This window comes from Desulforhopalus sp., assembly GCA_030247675.1.
Taxonomy (GTDB): Bacteria; Desulfobacterota; Desulfobulbia; order Desulfobulbales; family Desulfocapsaceae; genus Desulforhopalus_A.
Genome location: JAOTRX010000002.1, coordinates 1351677 through 1369073, shown reverse-complemented (window position 1 = coordinate 1369073; position 17397 = coordinate 1351677). Strand labels below are relative to the sequence as shown.

The 17397-nt window shown below is 53.4% G+C and carries 14 protein-coding genes; 6 read left to right on the top strand and 8 right to left on the bottom strand.

What is annotated here, in order from left to right; genetic code table 11:
• The first annotated feature begins 113 nt into the window (after nt 1–113).
• Nucleotides 114–1199 (top strand): alkene reductase, encoded by a 1086-nt coding sequence (locus tag OEL83_05955; GenBank protein MDK9706576.1) that lies wholly within the window; start codon nt 114–116, stop codon nt 1197–1199.
• A 581-nt stretch (nt 1200–1780) separates the two neighbouring features.
• Nucleotides 1781–2722 (top strand): cache domain-containing protein, encoded by a 942-nt coding sequence (locus OEL83_05950; GenBank protein MDK9706575.1) that lies wholly within the window; start codon nt 1781–1783, stop codon nt 2720–2722.
• 291 nt (nt 2723–3013) lie between these two features.
• Here OEL83_05950 and OEL83_05945 read toward each other — a convergent pair whose 3' ends face one another.
• The 7 genes from OEL83_05945 to uvsE all read right to left on the bottom strand — a co-directional run bounded on the left by OEL83_05945 (nt 3014) and on the right by uvsE (nt 9688).
• Nucleotides 3014–3442, bottom strand: coding sequence for a DUF4352 domain-containing protein (locus OEL83_05945; GenBank protein ID MDK9706574.1), 429 nt, complete (start codon nt 3440–3442; stop codon nt 3014–3016).
• 478 nt (nt 3443–3920) lie between these two features.
• Complete coding sequence (locus OEL83_05940; protein MDK9706573.1) at nt 3921–5864, bottom strand: methyl-accepting chemotaxis protein; 1944 nt, start codon at nt 5862–5864, stop codon at nt 3921–3923.
• A gap of 442 nt (nt 5865–6306) precedes the next feature.
• Nucleotides 6307–6540 (bottom strand): CopG family transcriptional regulator, encoded by a 234-nt coding sequence (locus OEL83_05935; GenBank protein ID MDK9706572.1) that lies wholly within the window; start codon nt 6538–6540, stop codon nt 6307–6309.
• Nucleotides 6515–6802 carry a BrnT family toxin gene (locus OEL83_05930; protein MDK9706571.1) on the bottom strand — a complete coding sequence of 96 codons (288 nt, stop codon included), beginning with the start codon at nt 6800–6802 and terminating at the stop codon, nt 6515–6517. The genes OEL83_05935 and OEL83_05930 overlap by 26 nt, the downstream gene beginning before the upstream one ends.
• A gap of 202 nt (nt 6803–7004) precedes the next feature.
• Nucleotides 7005–7664: a DUF4352 domain-containing protein gene (locus OEL83_05925; protein ID MDK9706570.1), complete on the bottom strand. Its 660-nt coding sequence runs from the start codon at nt 7662–7664 to the stop codon at nt 7005–7007.
• 663 nt (nt 7665–8327) lie between these two features.
• Entirely contained in the window at nt 8328–8750 is a 423-nt protein-coding gene (locus OEL83_05920; protein MDK9706569.1) for a DUF1499 domain-containing protein, read from the bottom strand.
• A 29-nt stretch (nt 8751–8779) separates the two neighbouring features.
• The gene (gene uvsE, locus OEL83_05915; protein ID MDK9706568.1) at nt 8780–9688 is read right to left on the bottom strand and encodes a UV DNA damage repair endonuclease UvsE; all 909 of its coding nucleotides are present in this window, start codon (nt 9686–9688) and stop codon (nt 8780–8782) included.
• A gap of 225 nt (nt 9689–9913) precedes the next feature.
• Between uvsE and OEL83_05910 the strand changes: the two genes are divergently transcribed.
• The 4 genes from OEL83_05910 to OEL83_05895 all read left to right on the top strand — a co-directional run bounded on the left by OEL83_05910 (nt 9914) and on the right by OEL83_05895 (nt 16717).
• Entirely contained in the window at nt 9914–11344 is a 1431-nt protein-coding gene (locus tag OEL83_05910) for a PLP-dependent aminotransferase family protein (GenBank protein ID MDK9706567.1), read from the top strand.
• 47 nt (nt 11345–11391) lie between these two features.
• Nucleotides 11392–12540 (top strand): aminotransferase class V-fold PLP-dependent enzyme, encoded by a 1149-nt coding sequence (locus tag OEL83_05905; GenBank protein ID MDK9706566.1) that lies wholly within the window; start codon nt 11392–11394, stop codon nt 12538–12540.
• A 351-nt stretch (nt 12541–12891) separates the two neighbouring features.
• Nucleotides 12892–15537 carry a sigma 54-interacting transcriptional regulator gene (locus tag OEL83_05900; protein ID MDK9706565.1) on the top strand — a complete coding sequence of 882 codons (2646 nt, stop codon included), beginning with the start codon at nt 12892–12894 and terminating at the stop codon, nt 15535–15537.
• Between the two features lie 4 nt (nt 15538–15541).
• Nucleotides 15542–16717 carry an RtcB family protein gene (locus tag OEL83_05895; protein ID MDK9706564.1) on the top strand — a complete coding sequence of 392 codons (1176 nt, stop codon included), beginning with the start codon at nt 15542–15544 and terminating at the stop codon, nt 16715–16717.
• A gap of 15 nt (nt 16718–16732) precedes the next feature.
• Here OEL83_05895 and pdxH read toward each other — a convergent pair whose 3' ends face one another.
• On the bottom strand, nt 16733–17374 hold the full coding sequence (pdxH, locus tag OEL83_05890) for a pyridoxamine 5'-phosphate oxidase (protein MDK9706563.1): 642 nt from the start codon (nt 17372–17374) through the stop codon (nt 16733–16735).
• Nucleotides 17375–17397 lie beyond the last annotated feature (23 nt).

Here is a 17397-nt window from a genome sequence, read left to right as displayed (position 1 = left end):
TAAAGCTGAGTTGAGTTGTTGTCTGCTCAAACGAAACATATGCCCTTGTGGTATAAACGGGATGGAGGCACGATTGGCAAGCCAACCACAACCCAGAATTGAGGGAGAACGCAATGACAAAATCACTCTTTGAAACAGTACATATAGGCGATCTGGAACTAAAGAACCGCATAGCCATGGCCCCGATGACCCGCGGCCGGGCTGGAGACACACGGGTACCGAACGATATTATGGCCGAGCACTATTTTCAACGGGCCTCAGCCGGCCTCCTCATCACCGAAGCAACCGTCATCAACCAGCAAGGCATTGGCTGGATCGGATCGCCCGGCATCTACACAAGCGAGATGGTTGCCGGCTGGCGCAAGGTAACCGACAAAGTAAGACCCACCGGCACCCAGATTTTCCTGCAGCTTTGGCATTGCGGCCGGGCGTCGCACAGCGATTTCCATGGCGGTGAGCTGCCTGTTTCGGCCTCGGATGTAAAGATTGAAGGAGACGGTATCCATACTCCGTTTGGAAAAAAAGATTATGAAGCACCACGACCTATGACCGTCGCCGAAATCAAGGCCACGGTGGAGGATTATCGTCAGGCAGCTGCCAATGCCAGGGAAGCAGGATTTTCTGGCATTGAAGTGCACGGCGCCAATGGCTATTTACTCAACCAGTTCCTCGATTCTAAGACCAATTTGCGCAGTGACGCTTACGGTGGCAGCCTTCCAAACAAATACCGCTTTCTTGGCGAAGTGCTGGCAGCGGTACTCACGGTCTGGCCAGCCAGTCGTGTCGGGGTTCGCCTCTCACCAAATGGCGTCTTCAACGACATGGGCAGCGCCGATTTCCGCGAGACCTATCTTTATACCATCAAAGAGCTGAGCAAATTGCAGCTGGCTTATGTGCACATCATGGACGGGTTGGCCTTTGGTTTTCACAGCAAAGGAGAACCAATGACCTTAGAAGAGTTCCGAGCCCATTACAGCGGAATTATCATCGGCAACTGTGGCTATAGCAAAGAAGACGCCGAGAAACGGCTTGCCGCCGGAGTCCTTGACATTGCCGCCTTTGGTCGACCCTTCATCACCAACCCCGACCTTGTGGCAAGGCTGCGACACGGCTGGCCGCTGGCACCCAGCAACGACATGTCGAAATGGTATACCCCAGGTCCGGATGGATATATAGATTACCCGGTATATGGTGGCTGACAGGATACCAAGCGGCAGTCTGGCAACAATAAATCATACTGCATTGCCCCTGGGGTATATGGCAATAATCAAAGAGAAGATATGGATTTCTCAGATATTGCCGAAACAAGACGGGGCAATCAGTTTTTTTGATGCGGAGAAAAATTACTCAGAAGAGCTCCTAGGGTAAAGCTGAGTTAAGCAGCTTGTCTGCTCAAACGAAACGTATGCCCTTGCGTTATAAATAATCGAAACCACCTCACATGGTGGATGGTTTTCTTAACTACCGTCCACTGGAACTGTTTCTTCTGAACCTATTGTAAGTCTGGTTTATTGGACAGCCTGTAAGATGGCTAATATTGTAGAGTTGCTCCATCTGCCTCGCCATCATTCGGATTTTTCAGACTGATATCCCCCCAACACCTGGACAGTTGTCTGGTATTTCGTACACACCCCCTGATACCCCTTAGAAAATTGAAGACAGGTCATGTATCCACCTGATCATGCAACGGAAATTATTATCTCTGCGAATGGCATATCATTTGCTTTTCTTCCCGCGAAAAGGCCTGCAGGGCATAGTCCTTGGGCCAAAGAGGCCGTTCATGCCGGAAGATTCAGCCGGAAGGACAAAACTAATTTTCATCAACTCCGTTGAGATGGGTATGCATATGATTGTCAACTTCTGGAATAACCTCTCTTTTTCAGTCAAGACCATTGGATTAGTTGTGGTGCTGGCTTCTTTCACGGCAATAACCGGAGTCAGATACCATCTCCTGGTGCAGAAAATCACTGATTCCAGCGTTGATCAAAGCACGGATATCATGCTCACCGGATACAAAAGCGAACTCAAAGATGTAGTGGATATGATGGCGGTGACACTTGCTTCGGCGGTTAAAGGCATCGACGATGAAAAACAGATATACCAGAAATTCAAGACGCTCGTGCAAGACGCCCGCTTTTTCCCGGACAAATCCGGCTATATTTTTATTTATAAAAAAGGGGGCACGGTTTTCGTACTTCCCCCACAACCTGAAAAGGAAGGGAAAAATCTCATCGATTTTAAAGACCCGAACGGCAAACTGTTGATCAAGGAGCTTGATACGGTGGCGCAGGCTGGCGGAGGTTTTGTCGATTATATGTGGGAAAAACCAAAGAAGGGGCTGCAACCAAAACTTTCCTACGCCCGTATGATGCCTGGCAATCAATTCTGGATAGGCACTGGAGTCTACATCGATGACATTCAGGAGCAGAAGGAAAAAATCTTGACCACAACCAAGCAGTTAACTTCAGACTTTCTTGAGACACTCTACCTTGTACTTGGCACTGCGGTGCTTTTTCTTCTCATGCCCATGACCTGGTTGCTGATCCGAAGCATTGTCAAACCGGTCCGCGACCTGACCGACTTTGCCGATCAATTCAGCAGGGGCAAAATTGACATAGTCATTCCCTACACCACCCGGAAGGACGAGATCGGCAAACTTGCCAATGCCCTGAATCGTCTTGGCATGAGCATCAAAGTCGCCATTACACGCTTAAAAAAATAGCATTATACCACAAGGGCATACGTTTCGTTTGAGCAGACAAGCTGCTCAACTCAGCTTTATCCGTCAGCAGATAGGAACATTTTTTCTGTCGGGCCCAGCCATAGACGAGGACATATTGCGCGAGCGGAAAAACGCTCGCGCAAAAGTCTTTTCAGCCCCCCGCAATCCAGGTGCACTGGATCGATACTGATATCCTCTGAAAGAGAAACTAATTGGGGTCGAACTAATTGGGGTCGGAGTGAATTTAGATTTCACCCCTTTTTGCCAGGACAACGCGTCATTCACCTTACTCTATTTGGAATTTACAACTACCTGTTGTAGGTCAGGTGAAACAGCCTCCAACATGATTCCGTAACCATCTTTTAGACCGGTATTGTATCTAAGCCACTTTGGCTTACTATTCGGGTAAACTGCAAAGGCAATACCACCTGTGGCGGACCTACCTTGATGAATATTTCCTCGCATGTAGTCGCGGGTCTGCTCATTTGAAAATATTTCCCCTTTGTCTGACTCTAAATTAAATTGATATTGGTTTAGTGATAGTTCTCCATTGAACTTGTTATTAGTAATTCTGACTTCAAAGTAAATTAATTCTTTGCCTTGTTCGTGAAATCCAGATAGCTGATGTGCATGCATCTTGGCTTTGGCAACAATTTGGTTTCCAGTAAGTATTTTTAGAATCTCGACTGTTATAGCTCCACGCTGGTCGGAATAAGCCACACCTGTTGGTGTTGAGGAACTCCCCGCTTCTCTTTGTCGCTCTCTTTCTTTGTATTGCTTAAGTTCTGCAGCTTGTTCAGAAACCGTTGCCTTTAACTCTGAAAGTTTTGCAGCTTGTGCTGAAACCGTAGACTCTAACTCTGTTATGCGGGTTTTTAATGGTGCACTATTGTCACATCCTTGGCAATTAATGAGGACAATCAGGAACTAAATGGGGTCGGAGTGAATTTAGATTTCGAAAGTAAATAGATTTTAATTTGACTCTGAACCTTTTTGGGCTTCTGACCCTTTTTGGGCTCCAAATTTTAATTCGTCTCTTACCCCATTAAATTCACGGTGGCTGGCCCTCCTTCCGGGACGGGTTTCCCGCCCGCTTGACTACACGACCTTGCCCGGCCGCACTTTGACTCTGACCCTCTTTTGCCGGTATATACAGTTCCACCCCCAATCTGCATCCAGGTTACAATCAAGCGTCGGCTCAGATTTTAAACATCTTGACCAACTTATCCAGTTGTTCAGATAGTGCCGAGAGGTTCTTGGCGCTTTTTTGTACCTGTCCGGAGCCTTCACCGACATGTTGCGATTGGTTGCTGATGTCGTTCACATTTCTAGCTATATCTGCGACAACAGCAGTACTCTGTGCCACATTCTCATTGACCTCGGCGACCCCCTGTGAAGCCTGGGAAATGTTGCCGGCAATCTCTTTGGTTGCCGCCGACTGTTCTTCCACCGAGCTGGCAATAGTGTTAATAACGGCGCTTATTTCATTGATAACCGAAGATATTTCTTTAATTTCATCGACAGTACTGGATGTCGTCGCCTGGATATCCCCGATTTGATTTTTTATATTGATGGTGGCGGCAGCCGTCTGTCTGGCAAGTTCCTTGATCTCGTTGGCAACAACTGCAAATCCTTTGCCTGCCTCACCGGCGCGCGCCGCTTCGATGGTGGCGTTCAGTGCCAGGAGATTGGTTTGTTCGGAGATTTCGGTAATAGTCTCGGTAACTTTCCCTATTTTATTGGCCGACTCTCCCAGTTCAGTCATCTTCGTCGAGGTGGCCTGAGATTGTCTAACCGCTTTTTCGGCAATCACTCTTGCCTTCTCCGCACCTTCGGCGATTTCCCCGACTGTTGCGGTCATCTCTTCGGTGGAAGAAGCGATGGTGTTGATATTGCTGCTCGATTGCTCCATGGCTGCGGAAACCGATTGGAAGTTTGCGTCCATTTCCTCGGCCGCAGCCGCGACCGACGTCGATTTATCGGCCGTATCCCTGGCGGCCGAGGAGAGTTTCTCGGAAACGCTTACAAGCTCGGCCGAAGATGCAGTGAGGGTATCGACATTTCCGGCAATGCTTTTCATCATCTCTTGGATTTTTCCGACAAATTGATTGAAATAGCCCGACATCTCACCCACTTCATCGGAGCTTGCAACGGTAAGACGGGTGGTGAGATCACCTTCACCTTGCGCGATATCTTTAATCATAACGATCATTTTATGAAGGGGCTGGGTGATGCCGCGAATGATAAAAAACGAAACGCCGATCACTATCAAAGCAAGACCTACCGTGACGGTGAGGATGGCTATGGCGACCTTTTGTTTGGCCGATTCGATCACCTCAAGTGGTTTACCAATGAAGTACATGCCGGAAATTTTGCCATTGGGATCCTTTATCGGCCAATAGGCGGTCTGAAAAGATTTGCCGAGAATGACATTGGTGGATAAAAATATCTCGCCCTTATTCAAAACCTTCTCAATAACTTTTGGATTGTCCATTTTGGTGCCTATTGCCCGTTTGCCTTCCTTGACAATAGTTGTTGAAATTCGCGTCTCTTTTTCAAAAATTGTGTTTTCAAGGTCGGTGAACGCTTTGATTTTATCGACAAAATCCATGTCGGACAAAGAAATCCCCAAGGTGACGACGCCGACAATCTTGCCGTCGACACGGACCGGGCACCCGGCGCGAAGGGAAAATTTCACCACAGTCCCCGGTTCCACACCGACGTTGGTTTCGCCGGCGAGAGCTTTTACGACATTTGCCTGATCAGTCACGCTGTCGCCAACCTTGTCAGAATGCGAACGGGCAATAACCACTCCTTTTTCATCAGACACGGTAATGAAATGCGAGCCGCTGATCTTCATGGCATCGACAATAATAGGTTTCAGTGAAGAGCTATTTTTTGCGGCAACAGCATCAACCACATTTTTATTGGCTGCTACCAGGGCGGCCTCCTGCAGATATTTGTCTTTCAGTCCCTCGATATAGTTGCTGACTACTTTTTGCGCTGAAAAAATGGCAAGATTTGCTTCATTGTCAAATGCCGCATTCGTGTAGTGTCGGGCGGTCAGATAGATGCCGACACTCGTTAAAATCACGGAAAACACAGACATGGCTAAAATCTTTCCAGTTATTTTTAGTTTCATAGCAGCTCCACAGAAAATATATTAAGGGACAAAAAAGTGTCGTTTAGAAAGAGCAAAACAATATGCCACAATCGTTACGCCGGATAGCCTTGGCAAAACACCACTCGGTTTTTACGCGATTTTTGGCACGCATGGCTTTCGGCTGTGATCTCCTCGCTTTCAATATTTGCACGTTCACTAATTTTTATAGTATCAACGGGACCTTGCAGATGTCAAATTGCTGACGCGAAAAAAATGAGGCAATGGAGGATGTATCTGTATTGCAGGAAGGTATAATAACGGAGATTTTTGCAAAAGGATGTTGATTTCTATACTGATCCAATACGCAAAGCACGACTCAGTGTACATATGTGGGGTCAGGCTCACTTTGTGGGCATCTCCCTCCTCTTACCTGGCCCCACATATAAGTCCCAATTCCAAAACTTGCCAATCTCATAATTTCTTAAGGTTTGTCGTAAGTTTCCACATAGGTATCGATAAGCCTGCGGATCATGCGCTGATATTGAGTATGGTGTTTGGTTGCCTCAGCTTTAAAGAACTCAACACTCCTTTTGCTGAGAGCAATGGTAACTTTCACCCCTTCTTCTTTGAAAGCAAGTTCTTCAGGCCGAGGGAGAAAGTCTCGAATGACCTTGGCATCAACAGGTTCATTAGTGTATTTGATTTTCGCGCTCATAAATTGCCTTGCCCTTTCGCCAGTAACCGGCGCCAATGATTCGAATAACACTGCCGCGATAGGTAAACCGGACAGTGAGAACGCCACCCTCGACCTCGCCGAAACAAAAGTAGCGGTTTTCAGTTTCACTATGAGCGAGGTCTTCGGCTATGACACGGCTGGGATCGGCGAAGGCATACTGTGCCAAAGAAAACCGTATTCCATGTTTCTTCTGGTTTTCAGCATCCTTATTTTCGTCCCACTCAAACCGTATTTTCTTCATAAATTGAATTTAGCACAATAAGGTGTATTTTACCATATAATTGTATGGCTTTTTATACACTTTCAGACCAATCACCTGCCTCTTTGTTTGTCCAATTCCCACAGACGGATAACCGCCAGCTCCTTGGCCTTCGCCTCGATATCAACGGGTGAATTCAGATTCAAACCTTATATCTCTAGGACAATGCGTCATTCACCTTACTCTATTTGGAATTTACAACTATTTGTTGTAGGTCAGGTGAAACAGCCTCCAACATGATTCCGTAACCATCTTTTAGACCGGTATTGTATCTAAGCCACTTTGGCTTACTATTCGGGTAAACTGCAAAGGCAATACCACCTGTGGCGGACCTACCTTGATGAATATTTCCTCGCATGTAGTCGCGGGTCTGCTCATTTGAAAATATTTCCCCTTTGTCTGACTCTAAATTAAATTGATATTGGTTTAGTGATAGTTCTCCATTGAACTTGTTATTAGTAATTCTGACTTCAAAGTAAATTAATTCTTTGCCTTGTTCGTGAAATCCAGATAGCTGATGTGCATGCATCTTGGCTTTGGCAACAATTTGGTTTCCAGTAAGTATTTTTAGAATCTCGACTGTTATAGCTCCACGCTGGTCGGAATAAGCCACACCTGTTGGTGTTGAGGAACTCCCCGCTTCTCTTTGTCGCTCTCTTTCTTTGTATTGCTTAAGTTCTGCAGCTTGTTCAGAAACCGTTGCCTTTAACTCTGAAAGTTTTGCAGCTTGTGCTGAAACCGTAGACTCTAACTCTGTTATGCGGGTTTTTAATGGTGCACTATTGTCACATCCTTGGCAATTAATGAGGACAATCAGTGCCATAGTCATAATCACTCTTCTCATGTTTCTTCCTCGATGGTGCAAAAGTGGAGTCTTCCTGCTCAATCTCAATCTTCATGTCATTCTAATTAGATAAGCTCATAAATACCCCCTTTGGTAGTACCCTTGTTGGCATCGTGATACCCGCCAGGGCTAACAAGTGAATATTCAAACCGCCTATCCACACTGCCAACCAAGGCAGTCGGCGTTGTCCAGTCAGTTTTCTTCCCTCCCAATGTTCTTCCAGCTCCAGTGTTTCCTGTCAAGATTTATTTCTCAACACATTAGATTTCCACAAAATTATCACTTCAAGTGATTATCTCATCCCTACACCAATAGATGCCGTATAGAGTTTCAATTGTAAGGACATCCGCCCTAAGGAAGCATCATGATTACACTTCTTGACCGCTCTATTGGTTGAGCTTGCAAGATACCATTAAAGCCTTTGGGATTGTCGGCCTGCTACATTCCACATACCTTAATGGATTTCTTTCTATCGGAATTTTTGCATAAAGTACCAGGAATATCCTTAGTAAGGATATGGCTTTACGGGATTCTATGCCAGGTTCAAAGGGAAACCACAGAACGTAGTACAGACTGAGGCAAAATTAGCGAGGGCTGGGCCTGTTGACCCACCAAGCTCTTCAACTAAGATACAATTCGCGCCCTGCCCGCCTCAGTCAGCCCCTATCTGGCGGCGGACTCGGCAAACTGGCGACGAACTTCCTCCATCCGGCTGCGGTTTTTGCCCAGGTCGGAATAGCCGAGACGAGAGGCGGAGCGGACATGAATCTGCCGCTGCTCCGGATCCACGAAGAATTCACCATCATCGACAAAAAGAGTGGTGCGGAACTCAACGCGCAGATAGCCCGGGTCTTCGGCAATTATGGTGGTATCGGGCCGCCCGGCAAGGGTTTTGCGCAGGCGAGCAAGGGCCTGTTCTGCCGTATCAGTGAAGAGGAGGGGCGTGATGCGGTGCGCCTCGTCCGCCGCCTGGCTCGACACACAGTTTGGCGAGCCGGGACATTCCTTGAATTGGCCGTTTCGTACCCCCAGATCGCCGGGCCTTTCTCCGGCACAGGCCGTTAGGATGCTGCTTAATATGCCCATAACAATGATCCTCCGCAGGTTTTGTCGCATCAATGACTCCCTTGCCCGGCCATTTGCAGCAGACGGATAACCGCCAGCTCCTTGGCCTTCGCCTCGATATCAACAGTCATTTGCCGCCCCTCCCAGCATGACGGGATATCCACCGGATCGATATAATCGGCGTGCGGCTTGGGGTCGCCGCCGCCCCAACCGGCACGCGGCGATGACAGATGGCAATATTGCTCCCGCCCCAACACCTGCCAGGTCGCCCCGGCCAGCCTGGTTGCCTCCTCGATCGTCAATCCGTCAGGATTGCAGCGGTGGTGGTGAACGTCGTACACCAGGGGAATGGCCAGCTGCTGACATACCGGCAGCAGGTCGGCCGGGGTATAGCTGCCGTCGTCGTTTTCGAGAGTCAGTCGGCTGCGGACGCTTTCCGGCAACTCAGCAAATATTCGGCAAAACCGGACAAGGGCTGCCGGTTTGTCGCCGTAGACACCACCGGCATGGAGGTTGATGACATCGGCCCCCACCGCCTCCGCCAGCCAACCCTGATACTCCAGTTCGCGGACGGAATTGCCAACCACCGCCGGATGTGGTGATGACAGGACGACAAACTGATCGGGATGAAAACTCAGGCGAATGTCATGGGTACGGGCAAAATCACGGGTTTCCCGGAGCAGACCACCAATGACCTCGCCACCTGGGAGATCGCCCAGCCCATAGCCGACCTCGGGATGGGTCATCCGCGGAAAGAGCGGTGACATAATGCGAAAGGCGCCGATTCCCAGGCGATGGACAGTCTGCACCGCCAGCAACAGGCTCCGGGCATTGTCGCAGCAGATGGCTGACAGCTTGTCCAGCTGGGCGTCGCGCGGCATCGCCGAAAGAACCTTGGCGGTGGTGGTCCGAAAGGCTATCTTTTCCTCTTTAAACAGGCAGCACAAACCAAAACGCATGGAACCTCTCCTCTTTCTCTCTTTGCACAAGGTACAGCCTTTTTCACAGCGGATTGTGCCTTGACCCTGCTCCAACTTCCCCGCCCAGCCAACGAGCGACAATCTGTGTCCATCTAAAATCTAATCAATTAACACTGTGCCCTAATTCTGTTCATGGTATTGTGTCTGTTGTTTTCTCGGGAAACGGCTACAATCCCATCAATACTTTAACAATAGGCCAAAGCCATGGAAAAAACACCCCTCTACCGCGAAGTTGCCAACAGGATAACCACCCTCGTCGCCGGTGGAACCTTTAAAATCGGTGACCGCCTGCCGTCGATCCGCGAGATGAGCAGGCAGGCCCAGGTCAGTATCAACACGGTCAAGGTGGCCTACAGCTACCTGGAAGACCGGTGCCTGATCGAGGCCCGGCCACAATCGGGCTACTATATTTGCCCAAGGCCCCTGGAGCTGCCCAGGGAACCGACCATCACCCCCGAAGGCATCGAGCCCCAGGAGATCAACTCCGGCACCCTGGTGGCGCGGCTGCTGCAGGATATGGTCGACAGCCGGAAGGTGCAATTCGGCGCGGCGATACCCGATCCGCAGCTCATTCCGGCGCAGAAGCTCGGGCGGATTTTGTCGGTGGCCTGCCGCAATCATCCGGGGGAAAGCGCCGGGTACGCCACCTCACCCGGCCACAAACGGTTGCGCAACCAGATCGCGCGCTGGATGCTCAAGGCGGGTTGCACCCTCAATCCCGACGAGCTGATTATCACCAACGGCGCGGCCGAGGCGGTTTTTTTAGCCCTGCAGGTTCTGTGCAAACCGGGCGATACCGTGGCCATCGGTTCGCCGATCTATTTCAATTTTGTCCAGATGCTCCAGCTCCTGGGTCTCCGGGTCATTGAGATCCCCAACTCGCCCACCGAGGGCCTGCATCTCGAATCCCTGCGCCAGGCCCTGCGCACCAATACCATTGCCTGCTGCATGGTCATCTCCAATTTCGACAACCCCTTGGGAAGCAGCCTGAGCGACGACAAAAAACGGCAGCTGGCGATGATGCTGGCCGAGGCGAGGGTGCCACTGATCGAAGACGATATCAACGGCGATCTCTCTTTCAACGATGAGCGGCCAAGCGTCGCCAAGGCCTGGGACCGGGACGGCAATATCCTCCTCTGCTCATCCTTTTCCAAGACCCTGGCCCCCGGCTACCGGGTTGGCTGGATTGCCCCGGGCAGGTATCTGGAGGCGATCCATCGGCTGAAACTTGTTATCAATATCGCCTGTGTCAGCCCTACCCAACTGGCCATCGCCGACTTTCTGGCCGATGGCGGCTATGCCCACCATCTGCGCCGCATCCGCAAGGCCTATGCCACCAAGCTGGCGCGGATGGCCGACGCCATCGGCAGGTATTTCCCCGCCGGCACCAGAGTCACCAGGCCGGCCGGGGGCTTTGTGCTGTGGCTCGAACTGCCGGGGGAGGTCGATACCGTCGCCCTCTACAGCCGGGCCGAGGCCGAAAAGATCGTTATCGCCCCTGGCCGGATCTTTTCGACAAGGGATAAATACCGCAACTGCCTGCGCCTCAATGGCGCCTTCTGGTCGGAGGAAAACCGCTGGGCGGTCGAGTCGCTGGGGCGGATTGCCGGAGATCTCTGCCGGGAATCGTCCTGAAACAATGCTGTCACATGTATAACCAACCTCATTTAAAAGGAAATATCATGTCTCTTATCGCCTCACAACGTCATCTCTTTGATATCCCCGAGGATATCGCCTATTTCAACAGCGCCTATAACTCGCCGCAACTGAACGAATCCAGGGACCGGCTGATTCTTGGCGTTCGCGGCAAGGGCCATCCCTGGCAACGGACGGTCGCCAGCTTTTTCGAAGATGCCGAGACCATCCGCCGCCTGTCGGCAAGTCTCTTCGGCGGCGATGCCGCAGGCTATGCGATGGTGCCGGCGGCAAGCTATGGCCTCAGCACCGCGGCGCGGGCCATTGAGCCGCATCTCCGGGCGGGTGAGGCGATTCTGGTGGTCGCCGAGGAATTTCCCAGCAACGTCCTGCCCTGGCAAAGGACCGCCGCCGAGACCGGGGCGACGGTTCAGACCGTTCCGACACCCCAACAGGGCGGCTGGACCCAGGCGATCCTCGACCGGATGGTGAAAGGGATACGGGTCGTGGCGGTATCCCCCTGCCACTGGACCAACGGCGCCTTCATTGACCTTTCGGCTATTGGCAGGGCCTGCCGCGAGATAGGGGCAATTTTGGTGGTCGATGCCACCCAGAGTCTCGGGGCGATGCCGCTATCGATGGACGAGGTACGGCCCGACTTCCTGGTGGCAGCGGGCTACAAATGGCTGCTTGGCCCTTACAGTTTCGGCATCCTCTATGTTGACGAAAAGTGGCGGAATGCCCGGCCCCTGGAAGAGTGCTGGCTGGCCCGGGATAATGCCGAGGATTTCACCGCCCTGGTGAACTATTCATCAACCTATATGGCGGGGGCACGCCGCTTTGATATGGGAGAAAAGTGCAACCCGGCCCTGCTGCCGGGGGCCATTGCCGCCCTGGAGCAGATCGGGACATGGGGCGTCGGCAATATTGCCCAGTCCCTTGCCGCAATCAACGCCCGCATTGCCGGGCACCTCGTCGAACTGGGCTTTATCCTGCCGGAGGAATCGGAGCGGTGCCCGCATATGTTCGGCGCCCAGCTTCCCCCTGGCTATAGCGGCAATCTGGTGGGCGAATTGAAACAACGCAATATCTTTATCAGCCAGAGGGGCAGTGCCCTGCGCTTTGCCCCGCATCTCCATATCACCGAGCACGACGAGCAGCGCCTGTACCAGGCCTTGGCTGAGATTATAGGGTGACGGTTGACGGGAATGCAGGCAAGGCATACCGTCTTGGACAGCAGTCCCTCCCTTTTCACCATCGTCCGGCCAATATAGCTGAGTTGAGCAGCTTGTCTGCTCGTACGAAACTTATGCCCTTGCGGTATATAGCTGAGTTGAGCAGCTTGTCTGCTCGCATGAAACTTATGCCCTTGGGGTATAAAAAGCCTTGCGATGGCCGCCGGGGGCAAGGTAGGATTCTACTTCCGGAAAAAACTATGAAGGGACCGCACAACTTGGGGTTTCCTTCGCTTTGCTAACAGCGGTATGCTCTGCAACACGCCAGGCGGTAGAGTTTTACGGTGAATTTGGCCCAGGCACTTCCAACCAATGACCAACCAGAAAACACGCGTTCAGGGCCTGTACGATTCCATCCTTTTCAAGGATGTCGAAACTGCCGAGGTGGAACGGATTATCGCCCTCGGTACAATGCAAACCGTCGAACAAGGTCAATTCGTTTACCGGCAGTGGGACAACCATGGGCATTTCCACCTCATCGCCGATGGCACCTTGGAACTGACGATGAACGTCGTCGGCGGCGGCCGGCATATTATCAGCCACATCGGGCCGGGCGGCCATTTCGGCGAGACCTCGCTGCTTACCGGCAGCCCCAACAGCCTTAACGCCCGTGCCCTGACTCGCCTCAGCCTCCTGAGTTTTGATGCCGAAACCTTCAACTCGGTGCTACTGGCCAACCCGGTCATCCACAAGCTGCTGAGCATCGCCCTTGCCAAGCGGCTGCGGGTTTCCTTCCAGGATCACGCCGATTCCCTGACCAAACTGAGCGCCAGCCCCCCCGGCCTCAGCCGAAACCTCGACTCCGGATTCATCTCGGAAGTGCAGTCCCTGGCGGAGACCGGCAAGCGTCCCGAGTCCGACCGGGAAATCCGCTTTGCCGAATCAACCATCGCCCGGCAGATCAACAAGGCCGTCCGGCGCTTCAGCGACAACCTGGAACCGGTGCTCCTGTCCGGCGAGTCCGGTACCGGGCGGCGGATGATCGCCTCGGAGATCCACCGGGCCAGCGCCAATAAAAACGGCCCCTATGTCGAAATCGACGTTCGCAATATCGATCCGGTACAGCTGGAGGTCGAGCTGTTCGGCTACGAACGGGACACTTCGACAGCATTTTCGCAGATTGCCGAGACCGGTGTCCTTGACCGGATGCAGGGCGGCACGGTCGTCCTTTATAAGGCCGAATATATGGAGCCGGACTGCCAGCGCCAGCTTGCCAGGAAGTTGAAACGGGCCGCCGCCGCTAGGATGGCCGAAGGCGGCGATCCCTCGGTGCGGGCCAGAGTCATCCTAATCTGCAGCGACGAAGCGCAGCTGAAGGATGGCCATAACCGGCTGCTGCCTGAGCTCTTTATCCACTTTGCCAAGCAACATTTCCGGGCGGCACCTCTCAGGGAACACCGGCGGGATATTCCCCGCCTCCTGCAATATTACCTGAAGCGCTACAGCCTGCAATACGGCAAGACCATTTCCGATGTCGACGACCAGACCCTCGGCCGGTTCATGAATTATGACTGGCCGGGCAATCTGACCGAGATGGCCAGCGTCCTGCAACGGGCTGTGCTCGTTGGCAAAAACAACGAGCCGCTCAGCAACCAGATCATCCTCGGGGTGCCGAAATCGGAAGGCAAGTGGGAGTTCAACCTGCTGCGCCTGCAGGGAGTCCGGGCCTTTGTTGCCAGCCGGATCTTCCCGGTACTGCCGAGGATCCTGGTCGGCGCCTTTTTTATCCTGGTCATGATCGCCCTGTTCTTCGGGCCGACGACCGCCGAACATAATATCGGCAACACCCTCAGCTGGGTGGTCGGCTGGCCGCTGCTGCTGTTCTCGTTCTTTTTTCTCGCCCGGACCTGGTGCAGCATCTGCGGCCTGTCGGTGCCCGGCTGGCTCGCCCAATTGGTCCTCAAACCTGAGCGGCCGACGCCACAATTCATCAGGCGCTATTCCGGCTGGCTCATGTCGTTTTTCTGCATCCTCCTGTTTTGGATCGAGACCGCCTGGAATGCCTATCAGTCGCCGCGGATCACCGCTTGGATCGTCTTCTCCATCACCTGCTGCGCATTGTTTTTCAGCATGTTTTTCAAGCGCCGGGTGTGGTGTCGATATCTTTGCCCGCTGGGGGCGATCAACGCCATTTTTTCCATGCCGGCGCTTCTCGAACTGCGCGCCAATACCCATATGTGCATGAACCGCTGCCTCGACCATGTCTGCTTCAACGGCGACGGCAAGGAGGCCGGTTGTCCGATGTTTCGTCATCCCTTTCTGGTGGACAACAACCGCGACTGCATCCTCTGCGGCCAATGCGTCAAGAACTGCAAACTCAACTCGGTGCACCTCAATCTGCGCCTGGCGCCCCAGGAACTGTGGAGCCTCCAGTCGCCGCGCCTGGAAGACAGCTTTTTGGTGGTCAGCCTCGCAGCGATATTTTTTCCGTTTGCCATCAACCAGAAGGACCCCACCGCAATCCCGGGCTGGACGGCACTGGTCCACGCCATCGGCCTGCCCGACAGCCAGCCGCTGGCGACGGCGATACTCTTTTGTATCTGTATCCTCGCCTGTCTGACCGGCTATGCCCTGTATTCCCTGCTCACCGCCCGGCTTACCGGCACAACCATCAAGGAAACGTCGGCGACCCTCGGGTACGGCATGATTCCCCTGGTACTCGGTGCATTCATGTCGGTCCATCTGGAGATCCTGGTGAGCGGTCTGTGGCTGCTGCCGGCCAATATCATGGAAATGGCCGGTATGGAGGTGACCTACAACGCCCAACGGGCCATGAGCCATGACACCACCTTTGTCCTGCAATTCATCACCATTTTCGGTGGGCTGGCGGCGGCACTTTATGCCACCAACCGCATCGTTAAACGGCTGATGAACGGCCGTCGCTACTCGCCCAGGATGATACTGCCCGCAACGATGCTGCTCTGTCTTTCCGCCATCGCCTATCTCGCCCTACTGTGACCATATGATCACGACAATTACCACCGAGAAAAAGCCGATCAAGCTGTGGCTGCCGGCGCTTGACCCCGACACCCTGGAGCAGGCGAAAAACCTCGCCAACCTGCCCTTTACCTTCCATCACGTGGCAATCATGGCCGACGCCCATGTCGGCTATGGCATGCCCATCGGCGGGGTTGCCGCCACCGAAAGTGTTATTATCCCCAACGCCGTTGGCGTCGATATCGGCTGCGGCGTCTGTGCCCTGCAGACCTCCCTGCCCGCCCTGGAAACATCCAGGTTGAAGAAGGTTCTGCAGGCGATACGGCAATCCATTCCGCTGGGCTTTGCCCATCACAAAAGGCCGCAGCCCGGCGGCAAGATGCCGGATTTCTGCAGGGGCAGGACCACTGGGGACCTGCCGGTGGTCGCCCGGGAATACGACAGCGGCGTGCTGCAGCTCGGCACCCTGGGCGGCGGCAACCACTTCATCGAACTGCAGGCAGGCGATGATGGCCGGCTGTGGGTGATGATCCACTCCGGCAGCCGCAATATCGGCTACCAGGTGGCCAAGCACTACAACCAGCTGGCCGCGGCACATAACCAGAAGCACGGAGGGCTCATCCCCGGCAAATGGCAGCTCGATTGCCTGCCGCTTGATTCGGAACAGGGCCAGAGGTATCTGGCGGAGATGGGGTACTGTGTGGCCTTCGCCGCGGCCAACCGGCGGGCGATGATGGACCGGCTGCGGGAGATCTTAGGGGAGATGGAACCGGCGGTGACCTTTGCGACGGCAATCGACGTGGCCCACAACTACGCTGCCCGGGAGACTCATTTCGGCCGCGAGGTCTTCGTCCACCGCAAGGGGGCGACCAGAGCAGGAATTGGCGAGCTTGGCATCATCCCCGGCTCGCAGGGCAGCACCAGCTATCTGGTGCGCGGCCTCGGCAACCCGGAGAGTTTTTCTTCCTGCTCACACGGCGCTGGGAGAAAACTCGGCAGAAAGCAGGCCCAGCGGGAGCTTGACCTGCACACCGAGGTGAAAAACCTCGAACGCCTGGGCATCCTCCACTCCCTCCGTCATAAAAGGGATCTGGAGGAAGCAGCCGGGGCCTATAAGGATATCACCCAGGTTATTGGTAACCAACGCGATCTGGTTGAGGTGGTCACCACCCTGCGGCCGCTGGCGGTGGTCAAAGGGTGACCGGGGACGCCAAGGTCAGGGAGCGAGACGACTGATATTCCACGCGCCGGGGGCTTCGGCCTTGGTATAGAGAAAACGGTCGTGCAGGCGATTCTTGCCCCCCTGCCAAAACTCGATTTCCACCGGTTCGACCCGATAGCCACCCCAAAACGACGGCAGCGGCACCTTGCCCTCGCCGATCTTCGCCTTCATCTCCTGAAATTTTTGCATGAGAATCTGCTTGGAGGTCAGAGGATGACTCTGGCTCGACACCCATGCGGCCATCTGGCTTTCCTTCGGCCGGCTCATGAAATACTTGGCCGATTCGGCCACGGAGATCTTTCTTGCCGTCCCGTTGATCATCACCTGCCGCTCCAGCTCAAGCCAGACGAAGAGGAGGCTGACCTGGGCATTCCCGGCTATTTCCACGGCCTTGCGGCTCTCGAAGTTGGTAAAGAAGACGAAACCCTTTTCATCAAAGTACTTGAGGAGGACGGTGCGCTGGCTCGGCCTGCCGCCACTGCCGACAGTTGCCAGAACCATCGCCGTCGGGTCGGCTATCTCCGTTTCCCTGGCCTGTTCGAACCAGGTTGAAAACTGCAGTACCGGATCGGCATTGAGCTCTTTCCGTGACAGCCCGGCCTTCAAATACTCCCGGCGAAATTGACTTAAATCCACGATGCACTCCTCAGAGCCTTTTG

What these genes read in the sequence shown, in the direction of transcription:
- OEL83_05895 (MDK9706564.1), top strand. Translation starts at nt 15,542, where the DNA reads ATGATCACGACAATTACCACCGAGAAAAAGCCGATCAAGCTGTGGCTG.
- OEL83_05950 (MDK9706575.1), top strand. Translation starts at nt 1,781, where the DNA reads ATGCCGGAAGATTCAGCCGGAAGGACAAAACTAATTTTCATCAACTCC.
- OEL83_05900 (MDK9706565.1), top strand. Translation starts at nt 12,892, where the DNA reads ATGACCAACCAGAAAACACGCGTTCAGGGCCTGTACGATTCCATCCTT.
- uvsE (MDK9706568.1), bottom strand. Translation starts at nt 9,688, where the DNA reads ATGCGTTTTGGTTTGTGCTGCCTGTTTAAAGAGGAAAAGATAGCCTTT.
- OEL83_05910 (MDK9706567.1), top strand. Translation starts at nt 9,914, where the DNA reads ATGGAAAAAACACCCCTCTACCGCGAAGTTGCCAACAGGATAACCACC.
- OEL83_05905 (MDK9706566.1), top strand. Translation starts at nt 11,392, where the DNA reads ATGTCTCTTATCGCCTCACAACGTCATCTCTTTGATATCCCCGAGGAT.
- OEL83_05940 (MDK9706573.1), bottom strand. Translation starts at nt 5,864, where the DNA reads ATGAAACTAAAAATAACTGGAAAGATTTTAGCCATGTCTGTGTTTTCC.
- OEL83_05930 (MDK9706571.1), bottom strand. Translation starts at nt 6,802, where the DNA reads ATGAAGAAAATACGGTTTGAGTGGGACGAAAATAAGGATGCTGAAAAC.
- OEL83_05925 (MDK9706570.1), bottom strand. Translation starts at nt 7,664, where the DNA reads ATGAGAAGAGTGATTATGACTATGGCACTGATTGTCCTCATTAATTGC.
- OEL83_05920 (MDK9706569.1), bottom strand. Translation starts at nt 8,750, where the DNA reads ATGGGCATATTAAGCAGCATCCTAACGGCCTGTGCCGGAGAAAGGCCC.
- OEL83_05955 (MDK9706576.1), top strand. Translation starts at nt 114, where the DNA reads ATGACAAAATCACTCTTTGAAACAGTACATATAGGCGATCTGGAACTA.
- OEL83_05935 (MDK9706572.1), bottom strand. Translation starts at nt 6,540, where the DNA reads ATGAGCGCGAAAATCAAATACACTAATGAACCTGTTGATGCCAAGGTC.